Raw genomic sequence first — 18,432 nt, 5'->3', positions numbered from 1 at the left:
ATGACCCGACAGCTCGTCGCCGCGACCAAGGCCCTGCTCGTCCTCACCCTCGTGTGCGGGGTGGGCTACCCCGGCGCCGTCCTCCTCGTCGCCCAGCTCGTCCCCGGCCGCGCCGCGGGGCAGCCGGTGCTCGTCGACGGCCGGGAGGTCGGCTCGCACCTCCTCGGCCAGCCGGCCGGCGGGCCGGGGTGGTTCCAGGGCCGCCCGTCGGCCTCCGACGCCTCGGGGGAGCTCAGCGGTGGGTCGAACCTCGGACCGTCCAACCCCGACCTCGCCGCGGTCGTCGCCGACCGGGCGGCGTCCCTGCGGGCGGCCAACCCGGACGCAGCCGCGGCGATCCCGCCCGACGCCCTCACCGCCTCGGCGAGCGGTCTCGACCCCGACATCTCACCGGCATACGCGCTCTGGCAGGTGCCGAGGATCGCCAAGGTGCGCGGTCTCGACGAGTCGGCCGTGCGCCGCATCGTCGCCGCCCACGTCGAGGACGCGCCACTGGGGATGCTGGGCCAGCCCCGCGTCAACGTGCTCGCGCTCAACGTGGCGCTGGACGCCCGCACGGCCGGGGAAGAATGACCCCATGGCACGTGGACGGTTGCGCATCTATCTCGGGGCTGCTCCCGGCGTGGGCAAGACGTTCGCGATGCTCGACGAGGGCCACCGTCGCCTCGAGCGCGGGACCGACGTCGTGGTGGGCTTCGTCGAGACCCACGGCCGCGCCCACACGACGGCCGAGCTCGACGGGCTCGAAGTCCTGCCCCGGGCCCGGGTGACCCACCGCGGCGCCACCCTCGAGGAGCTCGACCTCGACGCCCTCCTGGCCCGGCGACCGCAGGTGGCGCTCATCGACGAGCTCGCGCACACCAATGCGCCCGGCGGCCGCCACAGCAAGCGGTGGGAGGACATCGAGGACGTCCTCGACGCGGGCATCGACGTCATCAGCACCGTCAACATCCAGCACCTCGAGTCGCTCAACGACGCGGTCACCTCGATCACCGGGGTGGTCCAGCGCGAGACCGTCCCGGACGAGGTCGTCCGCCGTGCCGACCAGATCGAGCTCGTCGACATGTCGCCCGAGGCCCTGCGGCGGCGGATGGCGCACGGCAACGTCTATCCGCCCGACCGGGTGGACGCCGCCCTCGCGAACTACTTCCGCGTCGGCAACCTCGGGGCGCTGCGCGAGCTCGCCCTGCTGTGGCTCGCCGACCGGGTCGACGAGGGCCTGGGCCGCTACCGCGCCGAGCACGGCATCGAGACGACCTGGCCGACCCGCGAGCGGGTCGTCGTCGCCGTCGCGGGCGGACCCGAGGGAGAGACGCTGTTGCGCCGGGGTGCGCGCATCGCCGCACGCGGCGCCGGTGGCGAGCTGCTCGTCGTGCACGTCGCGCGGACCGACGGGCTCGCGGGCCCCGCGCTGCCCGACCTCGTGTCGCAACGCCGCCTCACCGAGGAGCTCGGCGGCACCTTCCACACCGTGACCGGCGACGACCTCGCCGAGGCGGTGCTCGACTTCGCGCGCGGTGTCAACGCGAGCCAGGTCATCATCGGCAGCTCGCGCAGGCCGCGGTGGCGCACCCTCGTGACCCCGAGCACCACCGAGGAGGTCATCGCCGGCTCCGGCGACATCGACGTCCACGTCGTGACCCACCGCTTCGCCGCGGGCCGGGGCTGGCGCACCCCCCGCCGTGGTCTGCCACGCAGGCGCGTCCGCGCAGGGTATGCCGTCGCGCTCGCCGGGCCGTTCGTCCTCACCGAGCTGCTCGCAGCCCTCCCGGACGACCCCGAGCTGCCGCTCACCGTCCCGCTCTTCCTGCTGCTCAGCGTGCTCATCGCCCTGCTCGGGGGCATGGGGCCGGCGCTGCTCGGCGCGGTCGCGTCGTCGCTGTTCCTCAACTGGTTCTTCACCCCGCCCACGGGTGGGCTGACCATCTCGCAGCCCCAGAACGCCGTCGCGCTCGCGGTCTTCGTCGTCGTGGCGGCGGCGGTCGCCTTCGTCGTCGACCGCAGCGCCCGCCGGGCCGACCGGGCGGTGCGGGCACAGGCCGAGGCGTCCTCGCTCGCCGCCCTGAGCCACACCCTCCTGGGCTCGACCGACCAGATGGGCCTGCTGCTGCGCGAGGCGCTCGACATGTTCGGAGCGGAGGCGGCGGCGGTGGTGCGCCGGCCCACGCCCGGTCACCCGGCGGAGGTGGTGGCCGGGACCCGTCCGGCGCTGGCGCCCGACGACCTGCGGGGTCCCGGGCTGCCCCGGGAGGAGGTCGACGACGACCACGACCTCGTGCTCGTCGGTGCGAGCCTGCCGGCCGGGCAGCAGCGACTGCTCGCGGCGTTCGCCGCCCACGCCGGGGCCATCCTCCAGCGGCGTTCGCTGCGGGCTGCGGCGGCCGAGGCGGCCACCCTCGCCCGGGACAACAGCGCCCGGACCGCCCTGCTGTCGGCCGTGTCGCACGACCTGCGGACCCCGCTCGCCGGCATCAAGGCCGCGATCGGCAGCCTGCGCTCGACGGAGGTCACCTTCAGCCCCGAGGACGAGGCCGAGCTCCAGGCGGCCATCGAGGACTCGGCCGACCGGCTCGAGGCGCTCATCGGCAACCTCCTCGACATGTCGCGCCTCCAGGCGGGGGCGCTCGTCGCCCACCCGCGCCCCGTCGACCTCGGCGAGGTCGTGCCCGGCGTCGTGCGCGAGACCGCGGATCCCGACCGGGTGCAGTGGCACCTCGACGAGCGGGCGCGGGTCGTCGTCGCGGACCCGGGCCTGCTCGACCGTGTCCTCGGCAACATCGTCGAGAACGCGTTGCGCCACCAGCCGGCACCCGGAGCGGTCCGGGTCTCGTCGTCCGGCCTCGGCGACCGGGTCGAGATCCGCGTCGTCGACACCGGACCCGGCGTCCCCCAGGGCGACCGTGACCGGATCTTCCTGCCCTTCCAGCGGCACGGCGACGCGCCGAGCGGCGACGGCGTCGGCCTCGGTCTCGCCGTGGCGCGCGGTCTCGCCGAGTCGATGGGTGGCACCGTGGTCCCCGAGGACACGCCCGGCGGTGGCCTCACCGTCGTCGTCGACCTGCCCGCCGCCCGGACGGAGAGCCCCTGACATGGCCCAGCGCATCCTCGTCGTCGACGACGACCCCACGATCCGCCGCACCCTGCGCATCAACCTGCGGGCCCGCGGCTACGAGGTCGAGGAGGTCGGCAGCGGGGCCGATGCGCTCGCGACCCACGCCGACGCGCCGGCGGACCTCGTCGTGCTCGACCTCGGCCTGCCGGACCTCGACGGCGTCGAGGTGCTGCGGCGGATCCGGTCACGGTCGCAGGTCCCGGTGGTCGTCCTCTCGGCCCGGCACCAGTCGGACGACAAGGTCGAGGCGCTCGACGAGGGCGCCGACGACTACGTCACCAAGCCGTTCGGGATGGACGAGCTCATGGCACGCATCCGCTCGGCGATGCGTCGCGGCACGGGCGAGGCCGACACCCTGGCCGGGGTCGCGCCCGTCGTCACCGAGGCCTTCACGGTGGACTTCGCCACCCTCGACGCCACGCGTGGCGGCGAGCCGGTACACCTCACCCCGACCGAGTGGCGCCTGCTCGCCGAGCTCGCACGCCACCGGGGCACGGTCGTCACCCAGGCCGACCTGCTCCGCGCCGTGTGGGGGCCGGGCTACGGGCGGGAGTCGAACTACCTGCGCGTCTACAGCAACCAGCTGCGCCGCAAGCTCGAGGCCGACCCGGCCCGGCCGGTGCACATCGTCACCGAGCCGGGGATCGGCTACCGCCTTCTCTGACGGGGTGGATGATCGACTTGATCGCCTCGGGGTCGGTGCGGGCGGCGGTGAGCGCGGCCTCGGTGTCCTCGAGCTCGAAGTGCCCGGTGGCCAGCGGTCCCAGCGTCACCCGGCCGGACGCGACGAGGTCGATCGCCGTCGGCCACGTGTTCGCGTAGCGGAAGACACCCGTCACCCACAGCTCGCGGTTCTGGACGTCGCCGAGGGGGAGGGCGAGGGTGTCACCCCCCATCCCGATGAGCACCACCCGGCCCGCAGGTGCGGCCACTCGGATGGCGGCCTGGGTCGAGCCCTCGTGGCCCGAGCACTCGAGGACGACGTCGGGACCGGGGCGGCCGGCATACAGGTCTGCGAGCGACGTCGACGAGACATCGACGACCTCGGTGGCCCCGAGCGACGACGCGACCGAGAGGCGGTGCGCGTTGACGTCGGCGACGACCACCTCGGACGCGCCGAAGGCCGTGGCGACCTGTGCGGCGAGCTGCCCCACGGGTCCGGCGCCGGTGACGAGGACCCTCACACCGGGCGCGACACCTGCGCGACGGCAGGCCCAGATCCCGACCGAGAGCGGCTCGAGCATCGCACCCTCGTCGAGGGAGACCGAGTCGGGCAGCGCGAACGTGAAGGCCTCGTGGTGGGTGACGTACTCGGCGAGCGTCCCGTCGACCGGCGGCGTCGCGTGGAAGACCATGTCGGGGCAGAGGTTGTAGTGGCCCGAGAGGCACTGCGCGCACGACCGGCAGGGCACGCCCGGCTCGATCGCCACGCGCTCGCCGACCCGCGACGCGTCGACGTCCGCACCCACGGCGACGATGACTCCGGCGCTCTCGTGCCCGAGGACGAGTGGGCCGGTGACGACGTGGTCACCGATCCGCCCGTGGTCGAAGTAGTGCGTGTCCGAGCCGCAGACCCCGACGGAGCGCACCTCGATGACCACCTCGTCCGGCCGCGGCTCGGGCACCGGGCGGGACTCGACGACGACCGTCCCCGGCTCGGTGAGGACGGCGGTCCGCATGGTGGCGGCGGGGGCGGCTGTGGTCATCGGTTGGACTCCAGGTCCTCGAGAGTGGCGCGAGCGCCGTTGTCGTGCAACGACTTGAGGAACGCGACGTATGCCGTGGTGAACGGCTCGCTGTCGATGAGCGTTCCGAAGAAGTCGCTGTCACGCAGGAAGGCGAGCTCGTCGGTCGGCCACGCCCTGGCTGCGGCCATGACGCGGTCCTTGTGGCGGTCCACGACCTCGATCGGCTCGCCGGACTCGTCGACGCCCTCGGCGTAGCGCGCCCACGACGCGACGACGAGGGCCGAGCGCTCGAACTGGCCGCCCGCCTCGAGGTTGGCCTGGATCACGGGCACGAGCCACTTGGGGATGCGGTCCGAGCTCTCGGCGCACAGGCGGGCGAGGGTGTCGCGCACCTCCGGGTTGGCGAAGCGCTCGAGCAGCTGGCGGCGGTAGACGTTGAGGTCCACGCCGGGCACCTCGGGCAGTGTTGGTGACCCCTCCTCCTCCATGTAGCCGAGGAGGAAGCCGGCGAAGAGCGGGTCCTGCGCGACCTCGTGGGCGTAGCGGTAGCCGGAGAGGAACCCGAGGTAGCAGAGCGCCTGGTGGCTCGCGTTGAGCAGCCGCAGCTTCATGAGCTCGTAGGGCACGACGTCGTCGACGATCTGGACTCCGACGTCCTCGAACGGCGGTCTGCCCGTGGGGAAGTGGTCCTCGAGCACCCACTGCGTGTAGGGCTCGCACACGACCGGCCACGCGTCCTCGACGCCGAAGGTGTCGGCCAGTGCTGTGATGTCGTCCTGCGAGGTGACCGGAGTGATGCGGTCGACCATGCAGTTGGGGAACGCGACGTTGGCCTCGACCCAGTCGCCGAGCTCGGCATCGCGGAGCCGGGCGAACGCGACGATCATCTTCTTCGCGACGTCACCGTTGCCGGGCAGGTTGTCGCACGACATCACCGTGAACGGCTCGACCCCTGCCTCCCGGCGACGCCGTGCGGCCTCGACGACGAAGCCGAACATGCTCTGCGGCATACCTTCACCGTTGTCGGGAAGCGCGAGGTCCGCCTGCAGGACGGGGTCGTTCGCGTCGAACTCACCCGTCACCTGGTTGACGTGGTAGCCGCCCTCGGTGACGGTGAGCGAGACGATCCGCGTCGCCGGGTCGACGAGCCGGTCGAGCACCGCACCGGGGTCGTCGGGCGCGAAGAGGTAGTCGACCATCGACCCGATGACGCGCGGCTCGAGGTGCCCGTCGGGGTGCTTGACGACGAGGGTGAACAGGTTGTCCTGCGCGGCCATCGCGTCGCGCATCCGCGAGTCACCGGGCAGGAGGCCCACGCCGACGATGCCCCAGTCGAGGGCCTCGCCCTCGTTCATGAGCGCGTCGAGGTACATCGCCTGGTGGGCCCGGTGGAAGCCACCGACCCCGAAGTGGACGATGCCGGGGGTCACCGAGGAGCGGTCGTATGCCGGCCGCCCCACCTCCGCGGGCAGGTCGCCGAGTGTTGCCTGGCTGAGCGTCACCACTGGGGAGCTTCTCCGATCACTTGACGGCACCCATGGACAGGCCCTGGACGAGCTTGTCCTGGGCCGCGAACCCGGCCGCGAGCACCGGCAGCGAGACGACGAACGACGCCGCGCAGACCTTGGCGAGGAAGAGTCCCTGGCTGGTCACGAACCCAGTCAAGAACACCGGCGCCGTTCCGGCAACGGTGCCGGTGAGGACGCGCGCGAGGAGCAGCTCGTTCCAGCTGAAGATGAAGCAGATGAGCGCGGCAGCGGCGATGCCCGGCATGACGACCGGCGCGATGACCTTGCGCAGCGTCGTCATGAGCGAGGCGCCGTCGACCTGGGCGGCCTCGAGCATCTCGACGGGCACCTCCGCGAGGAAGGAGCGCAGCATCCACACGGCGATCGGCAGGTTCATCGACGTGTAGAGGATGATGAGCAGCCAGATGTTGTCGAGCAGGTTGACCTTCTGCGCGAACAGGTAGATCGGCAGGATGCCCGCGACGATCGGGAGCATCTTGGTCGACAGGAAGAAGAACAGGACGTCGGTCCACTTCTTCACCGGCCGGATCGACAGGGCGTAGGCCGCAGGGAAGGCCAGCAGCAGCACGAGGATCGTCGAGACGACGCTCGCCGTGAGCGAGTTGGCCAGGGGCGGCCACGGCCCGGCGTCGAAGAACGACCGGTAGCCGTCGAGGCTGAGCGGTGCGAAGAGGCTGGGCGGGTTCGTCGCGGCGTCCTCCTCCTTGTGGAACGACGTGAGGATCATCCACGCGACGGGCAGGGCGAAGAGCAGCCCGCACAGCCATGCCGCGAGGGTGAGCAGGATGTGCGACTTCGGGCTCTTGTGGTGGTTGATCGCCTGGGGCTCCCGATTCGGGTCGGCCACCTCGGCTCCGTCCTCGAACGTCCGGTCGGTCGTGGCGCTCATTTCGCTCCTCCCTCGTCCTTGAACAGGCTGAACGCTGTCCTCAGTGCGGCGGTCGCGATGAGGATCGTCCCGATGACGACGACGACGCCTGCGGCAGAGGCGCGTCCGTAGTCCTGGGCCGTGTAGAAGGTCTGGTAGATGAAGTACGGCAGGTTCGCCGTGCCGAGGCCACCGGACGTGATGGTGAAGACGTGGTCGAAGTTCTGCACGACGTAGATCGCGCCGAGCAGGCCGCTGAGCTCGATGTACTGGCGCATGTGCGGGAGCGTCATGCTCCTGAAGATCTGCCACGAGCTGGCCCCGTCGATCCGGGCAGCCTCGACGACGTCGAGCGGCCGGGACTGCAGGCCCGCCAGCAGGATGAGCATCATGAACGGCGTCCACTGCCAGACGAGGGCCGCGACGATCGAGATGAGCGGGTTGTTGCTGATCCAGTCGGGCTGTGGCGCGTCGTCGCCGAACACCGCCTTGAGGGTGCCGTTGAGCAGGCCGTACTCGGGGTTGTAGAGCGCGTGCTTCCACAGCAGTGCCGCCGCGACCGGCACGACGAGGAACGGCGTGATCATGAGCGTGCGAACGATGCCCCGGCCCATGAACTTGCGGTCGAGCAGGAGGGCAATGGCCATGCCCAGCACGAGGCTGATGCCGACGACGAGCACCGTGAGCAGGATCGTCACGAAGACCGCGCTGCGCGTGTTGCTGTCGGTGAAGACGCGGGCGAAGTTGTCGAAGCCGGCGAAGCCGCGCTCGTCGGGGTAGTACGCGTTCCAGTTCATGAACGACACGACGAGCGTGGCGACGAACGGGAGCTGGGTGAGCACGATGACGAAGATCAGCGCGGGCAGCAGCGGCGCCCGGCGCGACCAGTCACCGGCCTTCGCCAGCCGGGTGGCGCGCTCGGTGTTCTCGCCCGGCGTGCGTCCGCGAGGTGCGCCGGACTCCTCGGCGGGACCGTCCGGCATACCGGCTTCAGCCTGGGAGACGTCGGAACTCATGACCCGCTCCTCTTCTGGTAGCGCTCGGCGACGTCCTCGGCGAGGTCCTGCCCCTTGTCGAGCGCCTCCTTGACGGTCGTCTTGCCGGCGATGGCCGAGCTGACGTCCTGGCTCACCTGCGTGCCGAGGTCGGGGAACTCGGGGATGTCGACGAACTGGATGCCGATGGCCGGTCGCGGCTGGGCGCCGGGGTTGGTCGGGTCGGCGTTCTCGATCGCGGACCTCGTCGGCTCGGCGAACGCCTTGGCGACCTCGAGGTACTTCGGGTTCTCGTAGGTCGAGGCGCGCTTGCCGGCGGGGACGCGGGTCCAGCCGAGCTCCTCACCGACGAGCTGCTCGTACTCCTTGCTCGACGCCCACGAGATGAACTTCCACGCGTTGTCCTTCTTCGCGCTCGCCTGCTGGATGCTCCACGACCACGCGTAGAGCCAGCCGGCGGAGTCGGTCTTGACGACCGGGGCGGGGGCGTAGCCGAACTTGCCCTTGGTGGGTGAGTCGTCGGCCTCGAGGGTGCCCGCGGCCGACGTCGCGTCGTACCACATGGCGACGTTGCCCTGGACGAGGTTGTTGAGGCACTCGGTGAAGCCGGCCTGCGGTGCACCGTTCTCGCCGTGCTTGCGGACGAGGTCGACGTAGAACTGCACGGCCTCGGTGAACTCGGGCGCGTTGACCTTCGGCGTCCAGTCCTCCTCGAACCACGTGCCGCCGAAGGTGTTGACGACGGTGGTGAGCGGTGCGAACAGCTGCCCCCAGCCCGGCTGCCCGCGCAGGCAGATGCCCTTCATGCCGGGCTGCGCGCCGTCGACCTTGGCCGCGATGTCCGCGACCTCCTGCCACGTGGGCTTGGCCGGCATCGTGATGCCCTTGGCGTCGAGGACGTCCTTGCGGTACATGAGGAACGAGCTCTCGCCGTAGAACGGCTGGCCGTAGACCTTGCCCTCGCTCGACAGCGAGGTCGTCATCGGCTTGAGGATGTCGCCCTGGTCGAACGCGGTGTCCTTGGCGATGAAGTCGTCCATCGGCGCGATCCACTTGGCCTTGGCGTAGATCGGGATCTCGAAGTTCGACAGGGTCGCGACGTCGTACTGCCCGGCCTGGCTCGAGAACTCCTGGCTGATCTTGTCGCGCACGTCGTTCTCGGGCAGGACGGTGAAGTTGACCCGGATGCCCGTCTCGGCGGTGAAGTGCTTGGCGGTGAGCTGCTGCAGGTCCACCATCTGCGGGTTGTTGACCATGAGGACGTCGATCGAGTCGGCGCCCCCGCCCCCGACGCTGCCTCCGCCCCAGCCGGCGCACCCGGTGAGTCCGATGGAGACGGCCGTGGCGGTGGCGGCGGCGAGGACGCGTCCCCTCCGGCGGTGATGTCGCGTATGCCGTGGTGCGACCGGGTCGTTCGGCTCCAGTGGCGATTCGGTGGGGGGCATCGTTGCCTCGTTCTCGTTCGTCTGCTTCGGCGTCGGATCTGCGGTTCCGCTCGTGCCGCTCATATGAGCGCGTATGCTGCACACATGAGCCTGTCCGAACCGTGGCGCCCTGTCAACAGGTCACGTCGTGCCCGAGACGGCGACGCCGTGAAGGAGGATGTGCCGCGTGCCTGATGCGCTCGGTCCCTCGGAGGCCGTCCTCGCCGCGGCGGTGGCCCGCCGCCACCTCCTCGACGGCGAGTCCAAGGTCGACCTCGCGACCTCGCTGGGGATCAGCAGGTTCAAGGTCGCCCGCCTGCTCGAGGCGGCGCGCGAGAGCGGCATGGTGCGCATCGAGATCGTCTCGCCGGTCGGCATCGACACCGACCGGTCGGCTCGGCTGCGCGAGGCACTCGGGCTCGAGCACTGCGTCGTCGTCCCGGGGTCGGCCGCCGAGGCCGACCCGGGGGTCTCCGCCGCCGCCGCGGCGCTGCTCAGCGAGGTCGTCACCGACCGCGACGTGCTCGGCCTGCCGTGGAGCCGCTCGGTGAGCCGGATGGTCGACGCCCTCGAGTCGCTGCCCAAGATCCCGGTCGTCCAGCTCAGCGGAGCGATGGTCACGCCCGAGGAGGACAGCAGCTCGGTCGACGTCGTGCGGCGTGCGGCGCGCATCGCCGGCGGCGGCAGGCACGTCTTCTACTCGCCGCTCCTGCTCGACGACGCGGCGAGCGCCGACGTCATGCGCCGCCAGCCGCCGGTCCGCGCAGCGCTCGACCACGTCGACGACGTCACCCTGGCCGTCATCGGGCTCGGCGCCTGGACGTCCGGCACCTCGACCATCCACGACGTCCTCAGCCCGGCCGAGCGCAAGGCCCTGACCCGGGCCGGGGCGATCGGCGAGGCGGCGGGTGTCTTCTTCGACGCCGACGGGACTGTCGTCGAGACCACCCTCACCGCACGGATCGTCGGTCTCACCGGGACCCAGCTGCACGGCATACGCCACGTCATCGGCATCGCCCACGGAGCCGCGAAGGTCGACGCGATCGCGGCCGCCGTGAGGGGCGAGCTCATCGACTCGCTCGTGACGACGGCCGAGACCGCGGACGCCCTCCTCGCCCGGCGGCGGTGAGCGACGGGGCCGCGCCAGGTGTCGGGTACCCGGGGCCATCGGCTCGGCGATGACCCCGAATCCCCGACACCCGATGGCGGCGTTGGCGGGCACCGTGACGCCGGGCCCGGCACCCTCCCGACGTAGCATCGGGCGCGTGAGTCCCGAGACCGTGCGCTGCTCCAACGTTTCCCGTGAGAGCGGGGAGCCGATGCTCGGCTCCGCCCCCGTCGCCCGTCGCTGGCTGCTCATCGAGCACCCCGGCCCGTGGGCGAAGAACCACCTCGACACCCCGCCGCTCTCGGGCGCGCTCGCCGAGCTCATCGACACCGGTTGCGCCGAGCTCCAGGGCCGCTCGCTCCTCGTGCGCCGTCACGGCCGTCGCGCTGCCGGAGAGGCTCCGGCCTGGTATGCCGTCGACTCGGCCCACGGGACCTGGGTCACCGGGACGTGGCGCACGAGCGAGGACCTGCGTGCCGCGGTCGCCGCGATGGGCGAGCCGCTGACGCAGTCCGAGACCTTGGCCGAGCCGATGCTGCTCGTGTGCACCCAGGGCACCCGCGACGCCTGCTGCGCCCTGCGCGGCCGGCCGATCACCGCGGCGCTGGCCAAGGTCTGGCCCGACGAGGTGTGGGAGTGCACCCACCTCAGCGGCCACCGGTTCGCCGGCACGTTCCTCTCCATGCCCGACGGCACCTGCTACGGCGGGGTCGACATGGCCGAGGCCGTCGACATCGTCAAGGCTCACCGGGCCGGCGAGGTCGACACCTCGCACCTGCGCGGGGTGTCGCGCTGGTCGTCCGCCGTCCAGGCAGCGACGGGCTCCGTCCTCGCCGAGCACGGGCCCGCACCGATCACCTCCGCGCGCCCCGGTGCCGTCGAGGTCCTCTCCGAGACGGTCACGCGGGTCGAGGTCCTCGGCGACGACCCGCTGCCCGAGAGCACCTGGGTCGAGGTCACCGCCGAGGCCCTGCCGCCGGCACCGCTGTCGTGCGGCAAGGGCCCGGGTGAGCACACGGCATACCGGAGCGTCGTCGTGCCCGCTCCGTACTGACCGACCGGGCCGAACAACGGGTGGCGCGCGGCGCCCCGGCGGGGCAGGGTGAGCCCCATGACACCTCCGGCGCCGTCGGCGCTCCCCGCGAACCCTGCCACCGACCGCTACCGCGCCGCGCGCGACCAGATCCTCGGCTGGCGCGGCCGGCACGAGGAGGCCGTGCGGGAGTTCGTGTGGCCGGACCTGGGCGAGCGGTTCAACTGGGCGGTCGACTGGTTCGACGTCATCGCCCGCGGCAACGACTCCACGGCGCTCGTCGTCGTCGAGGAGGACGGCTCGTCGATGGAGATCACCTTCGACGCGATGGCCAACCGCGCCGACCGGGTGGGTCGCTGGCTGGTCGATCGTGGTGTGGCGCAGGGCGATCCGGTCATCCTCATGCTCGACAACCAGGTCGAGCTCTGGGACTGCATGCTCGCCGTGATGAAGGTCGGCGCGGTCATCATGCCCACGACCTCCGCGGCGGGGGCGGCCGACCTCGAGGACCGCGTCGCCCGCGGCGGCGCGCGACACGTCATCACCAACGCCTCCCAGGTCGACAAGCTCGCGGGCGTCCCCGGGGACATCACCCGGATCAGCGTGGGTCCCGCAGAGGGCTGGCACGACCTCAGGGACGCGTATGCCGTCGACTCGCCTCCGCTGCCCCACCCCGGCACCGCGCCGGGTGACCCGGTGCTCCTCTACTTCACCTCGGGCACGACGAGCCGGCCCAAGCTCGTCGAGCACACCCAGGTCTCCTACCCGCTGGGTCATCTGTCGACGGTGTTCTGGCTCGGGATCCGGCCCGGCGACGTCCACCTCAACATCAGCTCGCCGGGCTGGGCCAAGCACGCCTGGTCGTGCTTCTTCGCGCCGTGGATCGCCGAGGCCACGATCCTCGTCTACAACTACGCCCGGTTCGACGCCCCGGCCCTGCTCGGGGTCCTGCGGGAGCACCAGGTGACGACGTTCTGCGCGCCACCGACGGTGTGGCGGATGCTCATCAACGCCGACCTGTCCGACGGGCCGGGCTCGCTGCGTGAGGTCATCGGCGCCGGTGAGCCGCTCAACCCCGAGGTCATCGCACAGGTGCAGGACAAGTGGGGCCTGCCGCTGCGGGACGGCTACGGCCAGACCGAGATGACCGCCGCCGTCGGCAACACCCCCGGGTCACCGCTCAAGCCGGGGTCGATGGGCCGGCCCCTGCCCGGGTGCCCCGTCGTTCTCGTCGACCCGGCGAGCGGGGAGCGGGTCGTCGGCGCCGGGGAGGGCGAGCTCTGCCTCGACCTGTCGGCGTCACCGCTGCCCCTCATGACCGGCTACCAGGGCGATGCCGAGCGCAACGCCGAGGCGATGGCCGACGGTTTCTACCACACCGGCGACGTGGCGAGCGTCGACGAGGACGGCTGGATCACCTACGTCGGACGCACCGACGACGTGTTCAAGGCGAGCGACTACAAGATCAGCCCGTTCGAGCTCGAGTCGGTGCTCATCGAGCACCCCGCGGTGGCGGAGGCGGCGGTCGTCCCGGCGCCCGACGAGGTGCGGCTCGCCGTGCCCAAGGCCTACGTCGTGCTCGCCCCCGGGCACGAGCCCGACGAGGAGACGGCCCGGTCGATCCTCGCCTACGCGCGCGAGCACCTGCAGCCGTGGCAGCGGGTGCGCCGGCTCGAGTTCGGCGAGCTGCCCAAGACGATCTCGGGCAAGATCCGCCGGGTCGAGCTCCGGGGGCGCGAGGAGGAGCTGGCCGGCGGCGCGGTCGAGCGGTCGACGACGGAGTGGCGGGACGACCTCCTCCGGACGGACTGAGGGGGTCGTGGAGGCCGACATCGTCGTCGTCGGTGCGGGTCCGGCCGGCGCCGCCGCCGCGTTGGGTGCGCTGCACGAGGACCCGTCGCTGCGCGTCCTGCTGCTCGACCGGAGCGACTTCCCCCGCGACAAGTCCTGCGGCGACGGGATCGCGCCGCACGTCCTCACGGCCCTGGCCGAGGTCGGCGCCGATGACGTCGTCGACGGCTGGACGCCGCTGACCCGGCTCGAGCTGTCCCACGGCGACGTGCGCGTCGAGGGCGCCATGGAGCGCGAGGTCCACGTCGTCCCGCGGGCCGTCCTCGACGCGCGGCTGGTCGAGCGCGCGGTGGCCGCCGGCGCCGAGCTGCGACGCCACCGCGTCACCTCCCTCGCCACCGACCCGCTCGTCGTGTCCGGCGAGCTCGGGGCGCGGGTGGTCGTCGGGGCCGACGGCGCCCACTCCCTCGTGCGGGAGCGGCTGCTCGGCCGTCGCAGGGAGTCGCGCGCGCTGGCGATCCGTGGCTACGCACCCGTGACGCCGGCGCTGCGGGGCCGGCAGGTCATCCGCTACGGCGACCGCCGCCAGCCCTCGTACGCCTGGGCGTTCGACCGCGGCGACGGTCTCGCCAACGTCGGCTACGGCGAGCTGCTGCCCGGCGAGGGCCGCGGGGGCGGATCCGGTGCGGGCGCCGCACCCAGCCGGCGGCTCCTCCTCGACCAGCTCGAGCACCTCATCCCCGGTGCCGCGCAGACGGGGGAGGGCTGGCTCGGTCACCACCTGCCGCTGAGCACCTGGCGCTGGGACCAGCCCGACGGGCCTGTGCTGCTGGCCGGTGACGCCGCGGGGCTGGTCAACCCGATGACCGGCGAGGGCATCTACTACGCCGTCGCCACCGGGATCCTCGCCGGGCGCACCGCAGCCCAGGCCGTGCGGCGTGGACGGCCGGACGCCGCGGGCGCCGTGCACCGCACGCGCGTGAGGGGGCTGCTCGGCCGCCACCTGCGGCACACCTGGCTCGCGTCGCGTCTGACCCAGTCGCCCCGGGTCGTCGACGCCGGGATCACCGCCGCCACCCGCGACCGCCGGGTCTTCGACACCCTCGTCGAGATCGGCCTGGGCGACGGGCTCATCGACCGGCACCTCGCGACAGGGCTCGCCTCGGCGCTCACTCGTCCGCAGAAGGCTTCGCGGGCACCTGGGTCAGGGTGAGCGAGCCGAGGGGGCCGGTGCCCGGTTCGGGGCGCGCGCACGTGCGTTCGGGGTCGGTCACCGTGTCGATCCGGCTCCCGTTGACCAGACTGACGTCGTCGTATGCCGGCCGCCCCTCGATGACGTTGCGGAACCGGTAGCGGGTCACCGAGGTGAGGCGGCAGGTCTCGCCGAAGCTCAGGACGTCGAAGGCGGACGGCTGCCCGACGAGCTCCTCGCCGTTCTCCTCGCCGACGAAGTGGGTCAGCGGACCGCCGCCGGTGAAGGTGCCCGCTTGGATCCGGTTCCCCTCGAGGTCGGGGGTGTGCATGTGGCCGTTGACCGCGACGTCGGCCCTCGGTACGTCCTGGACGGCCCACGGCTCGTGGGAGACGAGCAGGTCGAGCGGGTCCTGCTTCTCGAACGCCGACACGAACGCCTTCTTGGCCGGCTGCTGCTTGTCCTTGCTGCGCTTGCCGTCGTCGCCGAACCACCGCGGGTCGTTGAACCCGCCGATGCGCAGGCCGCCCGCGTCGACGACGGTGTAGGTCTCGTCGTCGGGCTGGAGCAGGACGACGTTGGGGAGGGTGGCCATGCGGTCGAGGACGGCGCGGTCGGTCGCCGAGGTGGCGTCGTGGTTGCCGCGGACGAAGACGTAGGGCACCGGCACCGAGGCGATCCCGGCGAACATCCCCGACGCCTCACCCTCGGCCACGGACCCGAAGTTCACGAGGTCGCCGGCGTCGACGACGAGGTCGATGTCCTCCTCCTCGATGATCGTGCGCATCAGCGAGTACTGGTTGCCGGCGTGCAGGTCCGAGACGAGGAGCACCCGCAGCGCCGTGGGCTGGGCGAGCTCGGTGGGGGAGTACTTGTCCTGCAGGGCGGACGACAGGGCGATGAGGTTGCGCAGGTAGGGCGAGACCTGCGCCGTGCGTGCCTCGACGTCCGAGAGCAGCGACTGGTTGCGCTGCACCGTGCCGAGGACACCGGTCGAGGTGAACTCGTGCTGCCTCTCGGGCTGGTAGGTCTGCCACATGCCCAGCCCCGTCGCGGCACAGGCGACCACCCACGCGGTGGTGGCACCGGCCCAGGCCCAGCCGCCGGGACGCCGTCGCTTGACGAGGGCGCGCACGAGCAGCCAGAGGGCGACCACGACGAGTGCGCCGATGCCGAAGCGCAGACCGACGTCGCGTGCGGCCTTGACGATGGCGGCGTTGAGCTCGAGCGGACCCGGCTGGAGGCTCGAGACGGTGATGCCCGGCCGGCTGAGGAGGTCGGCGATCGACGCCTTGACCTGGGGGGTGGCCTCGATGCCGGGCGCCAGCCCGGTGAAGCCGACGTCGATGTCACCGAACAGGGTGCGGGCGACGAGGCGGGTGGACTCGCGTGGGTCCATCGAGAGCTGGACCCGCGCGGAGTAGTGCGTCGTCTCGGCGGTGGCGGGCGCGAGGCGGGTGGCCGCGACGCCGCCGGCGGCGCTGGCGAGGGCGAGCACGCCGACGGTGAGCACCCGTCGGGCCCGCCGACCGCCCACGCGGTGGCCGAAGGCCCACCACGCCGCGACCGCCGTCGCCAGCGGCCAGAGTGCGAGCAGCGCTGCGACGACGCGCTCGTGGGCACCGAACGGCATACCGGCTCTCACTCCCAGCGGGAGCGAGGCGACGAGGGCGAGCAGGACGACGGACGCGGTCCGGGCGACCGGGGGCCGCAGCAGAGGGGTCGCGTCCGGGTGCGCCGCGAACCACGGCCACACCGCGAGCAGGACGAAGCTCAGCGTGGCGACGACGGTGTGGACGGGCGAGCCGTCCGAGCGCGAGGGCAGCGGGACGAGCGCCACCGCGAGGGTCGCGATGCCGGCGGCGCCGAGCACGAGACGACCCGTGCGGCGCATGCCCTGCAGGAGCACGGCCGAGCCGACGTGGGCGAGGCCGGTGAGGACGAGCGCGACGGTCATGATCCACCGGTGCGGCGTCTCCGAGGCGGCGAGCGCGCTGATCGACTCGCGCACCGCGTCGTAGCCGTCGGGCTGCTCCCTCGCCGCCCAGGTCCAGCCCCCGACGAGCGCCACGACCGCGGCGGTGGACGTCACGAGGGCGCCGCGCACGTGTCCCGAGGTCGGTGGCGCCATGACCCAACCCTAGGCTGACCCGATGAGTGCACCCCTGGCAGGACTGCTCCCGGATCGTACTTTCGGCGGCGTCCTCTTCGACATGGACGGCACCCTCATCGACTCGACGGGCGCCGTCGAGAGGTCGTGGCTGCGGTGGGCCGAGGAGTTCTCGGTGACCCGGGAGGCGCTCGCGGGATCGCACGGCCGCACGAGCATCAACACGATCCGCGCGGTCATGGCCGACCGCACCGAGGCCGACCAGCTGGCCGCGCACGCCCGCATCCGCGAGCTCGAGCTCGCCGACACCGAGGGCGTCGTGGCCCTCGACGGGGCGCGCGAGACGTTCGAGCTGCTCGACGAGCTGGGGGTCCCCCATGCCATCGTCACGTCCTGCGAGCACGAGCTGGCAGGCGTGCGGATCGCCGCGGCCGGGCTGCCGCGCCCGACCGTCGTCGTCACCGCGAGCGACGTGTCGCACGGCAAGCCCGGACCCGAGCCCTACCTGCTCGGTGCCTCGCTCGTCGGCCTCGCACCCGAGGACTGCCTCGTCGTCGAGGACGCGACGGCCGGGCTCGTCTCCGGTCGCGCGGCCGGCGCGGGTGGGCTGGTGGCGGTGCTCGGGACGACGCCGGCGCAGGTGCTGGCACCTGACGCCGACGTCGTCTACGAGAGCATCGCCTCCGTCCCCTGGCGCTCCCTCCTCGCCCGTCCCTAGGGGCGACCGGTGCGCTTGGCGCGCTCGATCGTCACGCCGCCCGCGGGTGCGCCGTCCTGCTCGGTGCCCTCCGCGCCCGGGTCGATGCCGCCCGCGGCGATGGTGTCGAGCACCTTCATGCCCTCCTGCGTGACGTGCCCGAAGACGGTGTAGTCCGGGCGCAGCCGCGAGTCGGCGTAGACGAGGAAGAACTGGCTGCCGTTGGTGTCGGGCCCGCCGTTGGCCATCGCGAGGGTGCCGCGCGGGTAGACCTTGCGGCTCCCGTCGGGGAAGCCGGGCCAGTTCTCGAGTGCCCTGGCCGAGTCGAGCTCGTCCGCGAACGCGTAGCCCGGGTCTCCCCACCCGGTCCCGAGCGGGTCACCGCACTGGAGGACCGACAGTGCCGCAGGCGGAGTCGTGTATGCCGTGAGCCGGTGGCAGTCCGTGCCGTCGAAGTACTTCTTGCGGGTGAGGAACTCGAAGCTGAGCACCGTGCACGGGGCCTTGGACCGCTCGAGCACGATGGGGATGTCGCCGTGGTCGGTCTCGAGGACGACGTTCGAGGTGCCGCGGCTCGGGGTGCGGGCCGGGTCGCTCGGCAGGCCGATGAAGGTCGAGTAGGTCTGGTCCTCCAGCGGGGCGAACCCGCACGCCCCCTTCGTGGGCTGCGTCGGGACCTCGCTCGGTGGTGCGGCGAGGGCCGGGGCCGCGGTGAACGGCAGCGCGCTCGCGAGCAGTCCACCGGCGACGGCGAGGGCTGCGGAGCGGACGAGGGATCGGGTCATCGTTGACCTCCTGTGAGGGGTGGGGGTGCTTGCGACGATAGGTGTGGCGCGCGGACGGCGCCTGTCGAGCAGGTCCGGGCGCCGCCGGACGGGGTCGGGA

At 72.4% G+C, this 18,432-nt stretch carries 15 protein-coding genes; 8 read left to right on the top strand and 7 right to left on the bottom strand.

Annotated features, from left to right (window positions below):
• The 3 genes from kdpC to KLO01_RS05100 are packed head-to-tail and all read left to right on the top strand — an operon-like array spanning window position 1 to window position 3,776.
• On the top strand, window positions 1-573 hold the full coding sequence (gene kdpC / locus KLO01_RS05110; RefSeq protein WP_147062716.1) for a potassium-transporting ATPase subunit KdpC: 573 nt from the start codon (window positions 1-3) through the stop codon (window positions 571-573).
• Window positions 574-577: 4 nt separating this feature from the next.
• Window positions 578-3,088 (top strand): sensor histidine kinase, encoded by a 2,511-nt coding sequence (locus tag KLO01_RS05105; protein ID WP_147062714.1) that lies wholly within the window; start codon window positions 578-580, stop codon window positions 3,086-3,088.
• A 1-nt stretch (window position 3,089) separates the two neighbouring features.
• Window positions 3,090-3,776: a response regulator transcription factor gene (locus tag KLO01_RS05100; protein WP_147062711.1), complete on the top strand. Its 687-nt coding sequence runs from the start codon at window positions 3,090-3,092 to the stop codon at window positions 3,774-3,776.
• Here the strand turns inward: KLO01_RS05100 and KLO01_RS05095 are convergent.
• Genes KLO01_RS05095 through KLO01_RS05075 form a run of 5 tightly spaced genes read right to left on the bottom strand, consistent with a single transcriptional unit; the run spans window position 3,742 to window position 9,637 of the window.
• Window positions 3,742-4,818, bottom strand: a complete 1,077-nt coding sequence (locus tag KLO01_RS05095; protein ID WP_147062709.1) for an NAD(P)-dependent alcohol dehydrogenase — start codon at window positions 4,816-4,818, stop codon at window positions 3,742-3,744. The genes KLO01_RS05100 and KLO01_RS05095 overlap by 35 nt on opposite strands.
• A complete protein-coding gene (locus KLO01_RS05090; protein ID WP_147062707.1) occupies window positions 4,815-6,305 on the bottom strand; it encodes a mannitol dehydrogenase family protein in 1,491 nt (496 codons plus the stop codon). Before KLO01_RS05090 ends, KLO01_RS05095 begins: the two co-directional genes overlap by 4 nt.
• A 16-nt stretch (window positions 6,306-6,321) precedes the next feature.
• A complete protein-coding gene (locus tag KLO01_RS05085) occupies window positions 6,322-7,218 on the bottom strand; it encodes a carbohydrate ABC transporter permease (RefSeq protein WP_246136056.1) in 897 nt (298 codons plus the stop codon).
• Window positions 7,215-8,213 (bottom strand): carbohydrate ABC transporter permease, encoded by a 999-nt coding sequence (locus tag KLO01_RS05080; RefSeq protein WP_246136055.1) that lies wholly within the window; start codon window positions 8,211-8,213, stop codon window positions 7,215-7,217. The genes KLO01_RS05085 and KLO01_RS05080 overlap by 4 nt, the downstream gene beginning before the upstream one ends.
• On the bottom strand, window positions 8,210-9,637 hold the full coding sequence (locus KLO01_RS05075; protein WP_246136054.1) for an ABC transporter substrate-binding protein: 1,428 nt from the start codon (window positions 9,635-9,637) through the stop codon (window positions 8,210-8,212). The genes KLO01_RS05080 and KLO01_RS05075 overlap by 4 nt, the downstream gene beginning before the upstream one ends.
• Before the next feature lie 166 nt (window positions 9,638-9,803).
• Between KLO01_RS05075 and KLO01_RS05070 the strand changes: the two genes are divergently transcribed.
• The 4 genes from KLO01_RS05070 (at window position 9,804) to KLO01_RS05055 (ending at window position 14,761) form a co-directional block, all read left to right on the top strand.
• Window positions 9,804-10,745 (top strand): sugar-binding transcriptional regulator, encoded by a 942-nt coding sequence (locus KLO01_RS05070; RefSeq protein WP_186827909.1) that lies wholly within the window; start codon window positions 9,804-9,806, stop codon window positions 10,743-10,745.
• Between the two features lie 136 nt (window positions 10,746-10,881).
• The gene (locus tag KLO01_RS05065; protein ID WP_186827908.1) at window positions 10,882-11,778 is read left to right on the top strand and encodes a ferredoxin family protein; all 897 of its coding nucleotides are present in this window, start codon (window positions 10,882-10,884) and stop codon (window positions 11,776-11,778) included.
• A gap of 57 nt (window positions 11,779-11,835) precedes the next feature.
• Complete coding sequence (locus KLO01_RS17275) at window positions 11,836-13,569, top strand: AMP-binding protein (protein WP_147062701.1); 1,734 nt, start codon at window positions 11,836-11,838, stop codon at window positions 13,567-13,569.
• 7 nt (window positions 13,570-13,576) lie between these two features.
• Entirely contained in the window at window positions 13,577-14,761 is a 1,185-nt protein-coding gene (locus KLO01_RS05055) for an NAD(P)/FAD-dependent oxidoreductase (protein WP_222611920.1), read from the top strand.
• Here KLO01_RS05055 and KLO01_RS05050 read toward each other — a convergent pair.
• A complete protein-coding gene (locus KLO01_RS05050) occupies window positions 14,718-16,871 on the bottom strand; it encodes a DUF998 domain-containing protein (protein WP_147062697.1) in 2,154 nt (717 codons plus the stop codon). The genes KLO01_RS05055 and KLO01_RS05050 overlap by 44 nt on opposite strands.
• A 22-nt stretch (window positions 16,872-16,893) precedes the next feature.
• On the opposite strand from KLO01_RS05050, the gene KLO01_RS05045 reads away from it, so the two are divergent.
• On the top strand, window positions 16,894-17,568 hold the full coding sequence (locus KLO01_RS05045; RefSeq protein WP_147062695.1) for an HAD-IA family hydrolase: 675 nt from the start codon (window positions 16,894-16,896) through the stop codon (window positions 17,566-17,568).
• Here the strand turns inward: KLO01_RS05045 and KLO01_RS05040 are convergent.
• Window positions 17,565-18,332: a peptidylprolyl isomerase gene (locus KLO01_RS05040; protein WP_147062693.1), complete on the bottom strand. Its 768-nt coding sequence runs from the start codon at window positions 18,330-18,332 to the stop codon at window positions 17,565-17,567. The two genes, KLO01_RS05045 and KLO01_RS05040, sit on opposite strands and share 4 nt — an antisense overlap.
• Window positions 18,333-18,432: the final 100 nt, after the last annotated feature.

The organism is Knoellia locipacati, assembly GCF_007992835.1.
In the GTDB taxonomy this organism is placed as follows: Bacteria; Actinomycetota; Actinomycetes; order Actinomycetales; family Dermatophilaceae; genus Knoellia; species Knoellia locipacati.
This window is presented reverse-complemented; position numbering and strand designations above follow the sequence as displayed.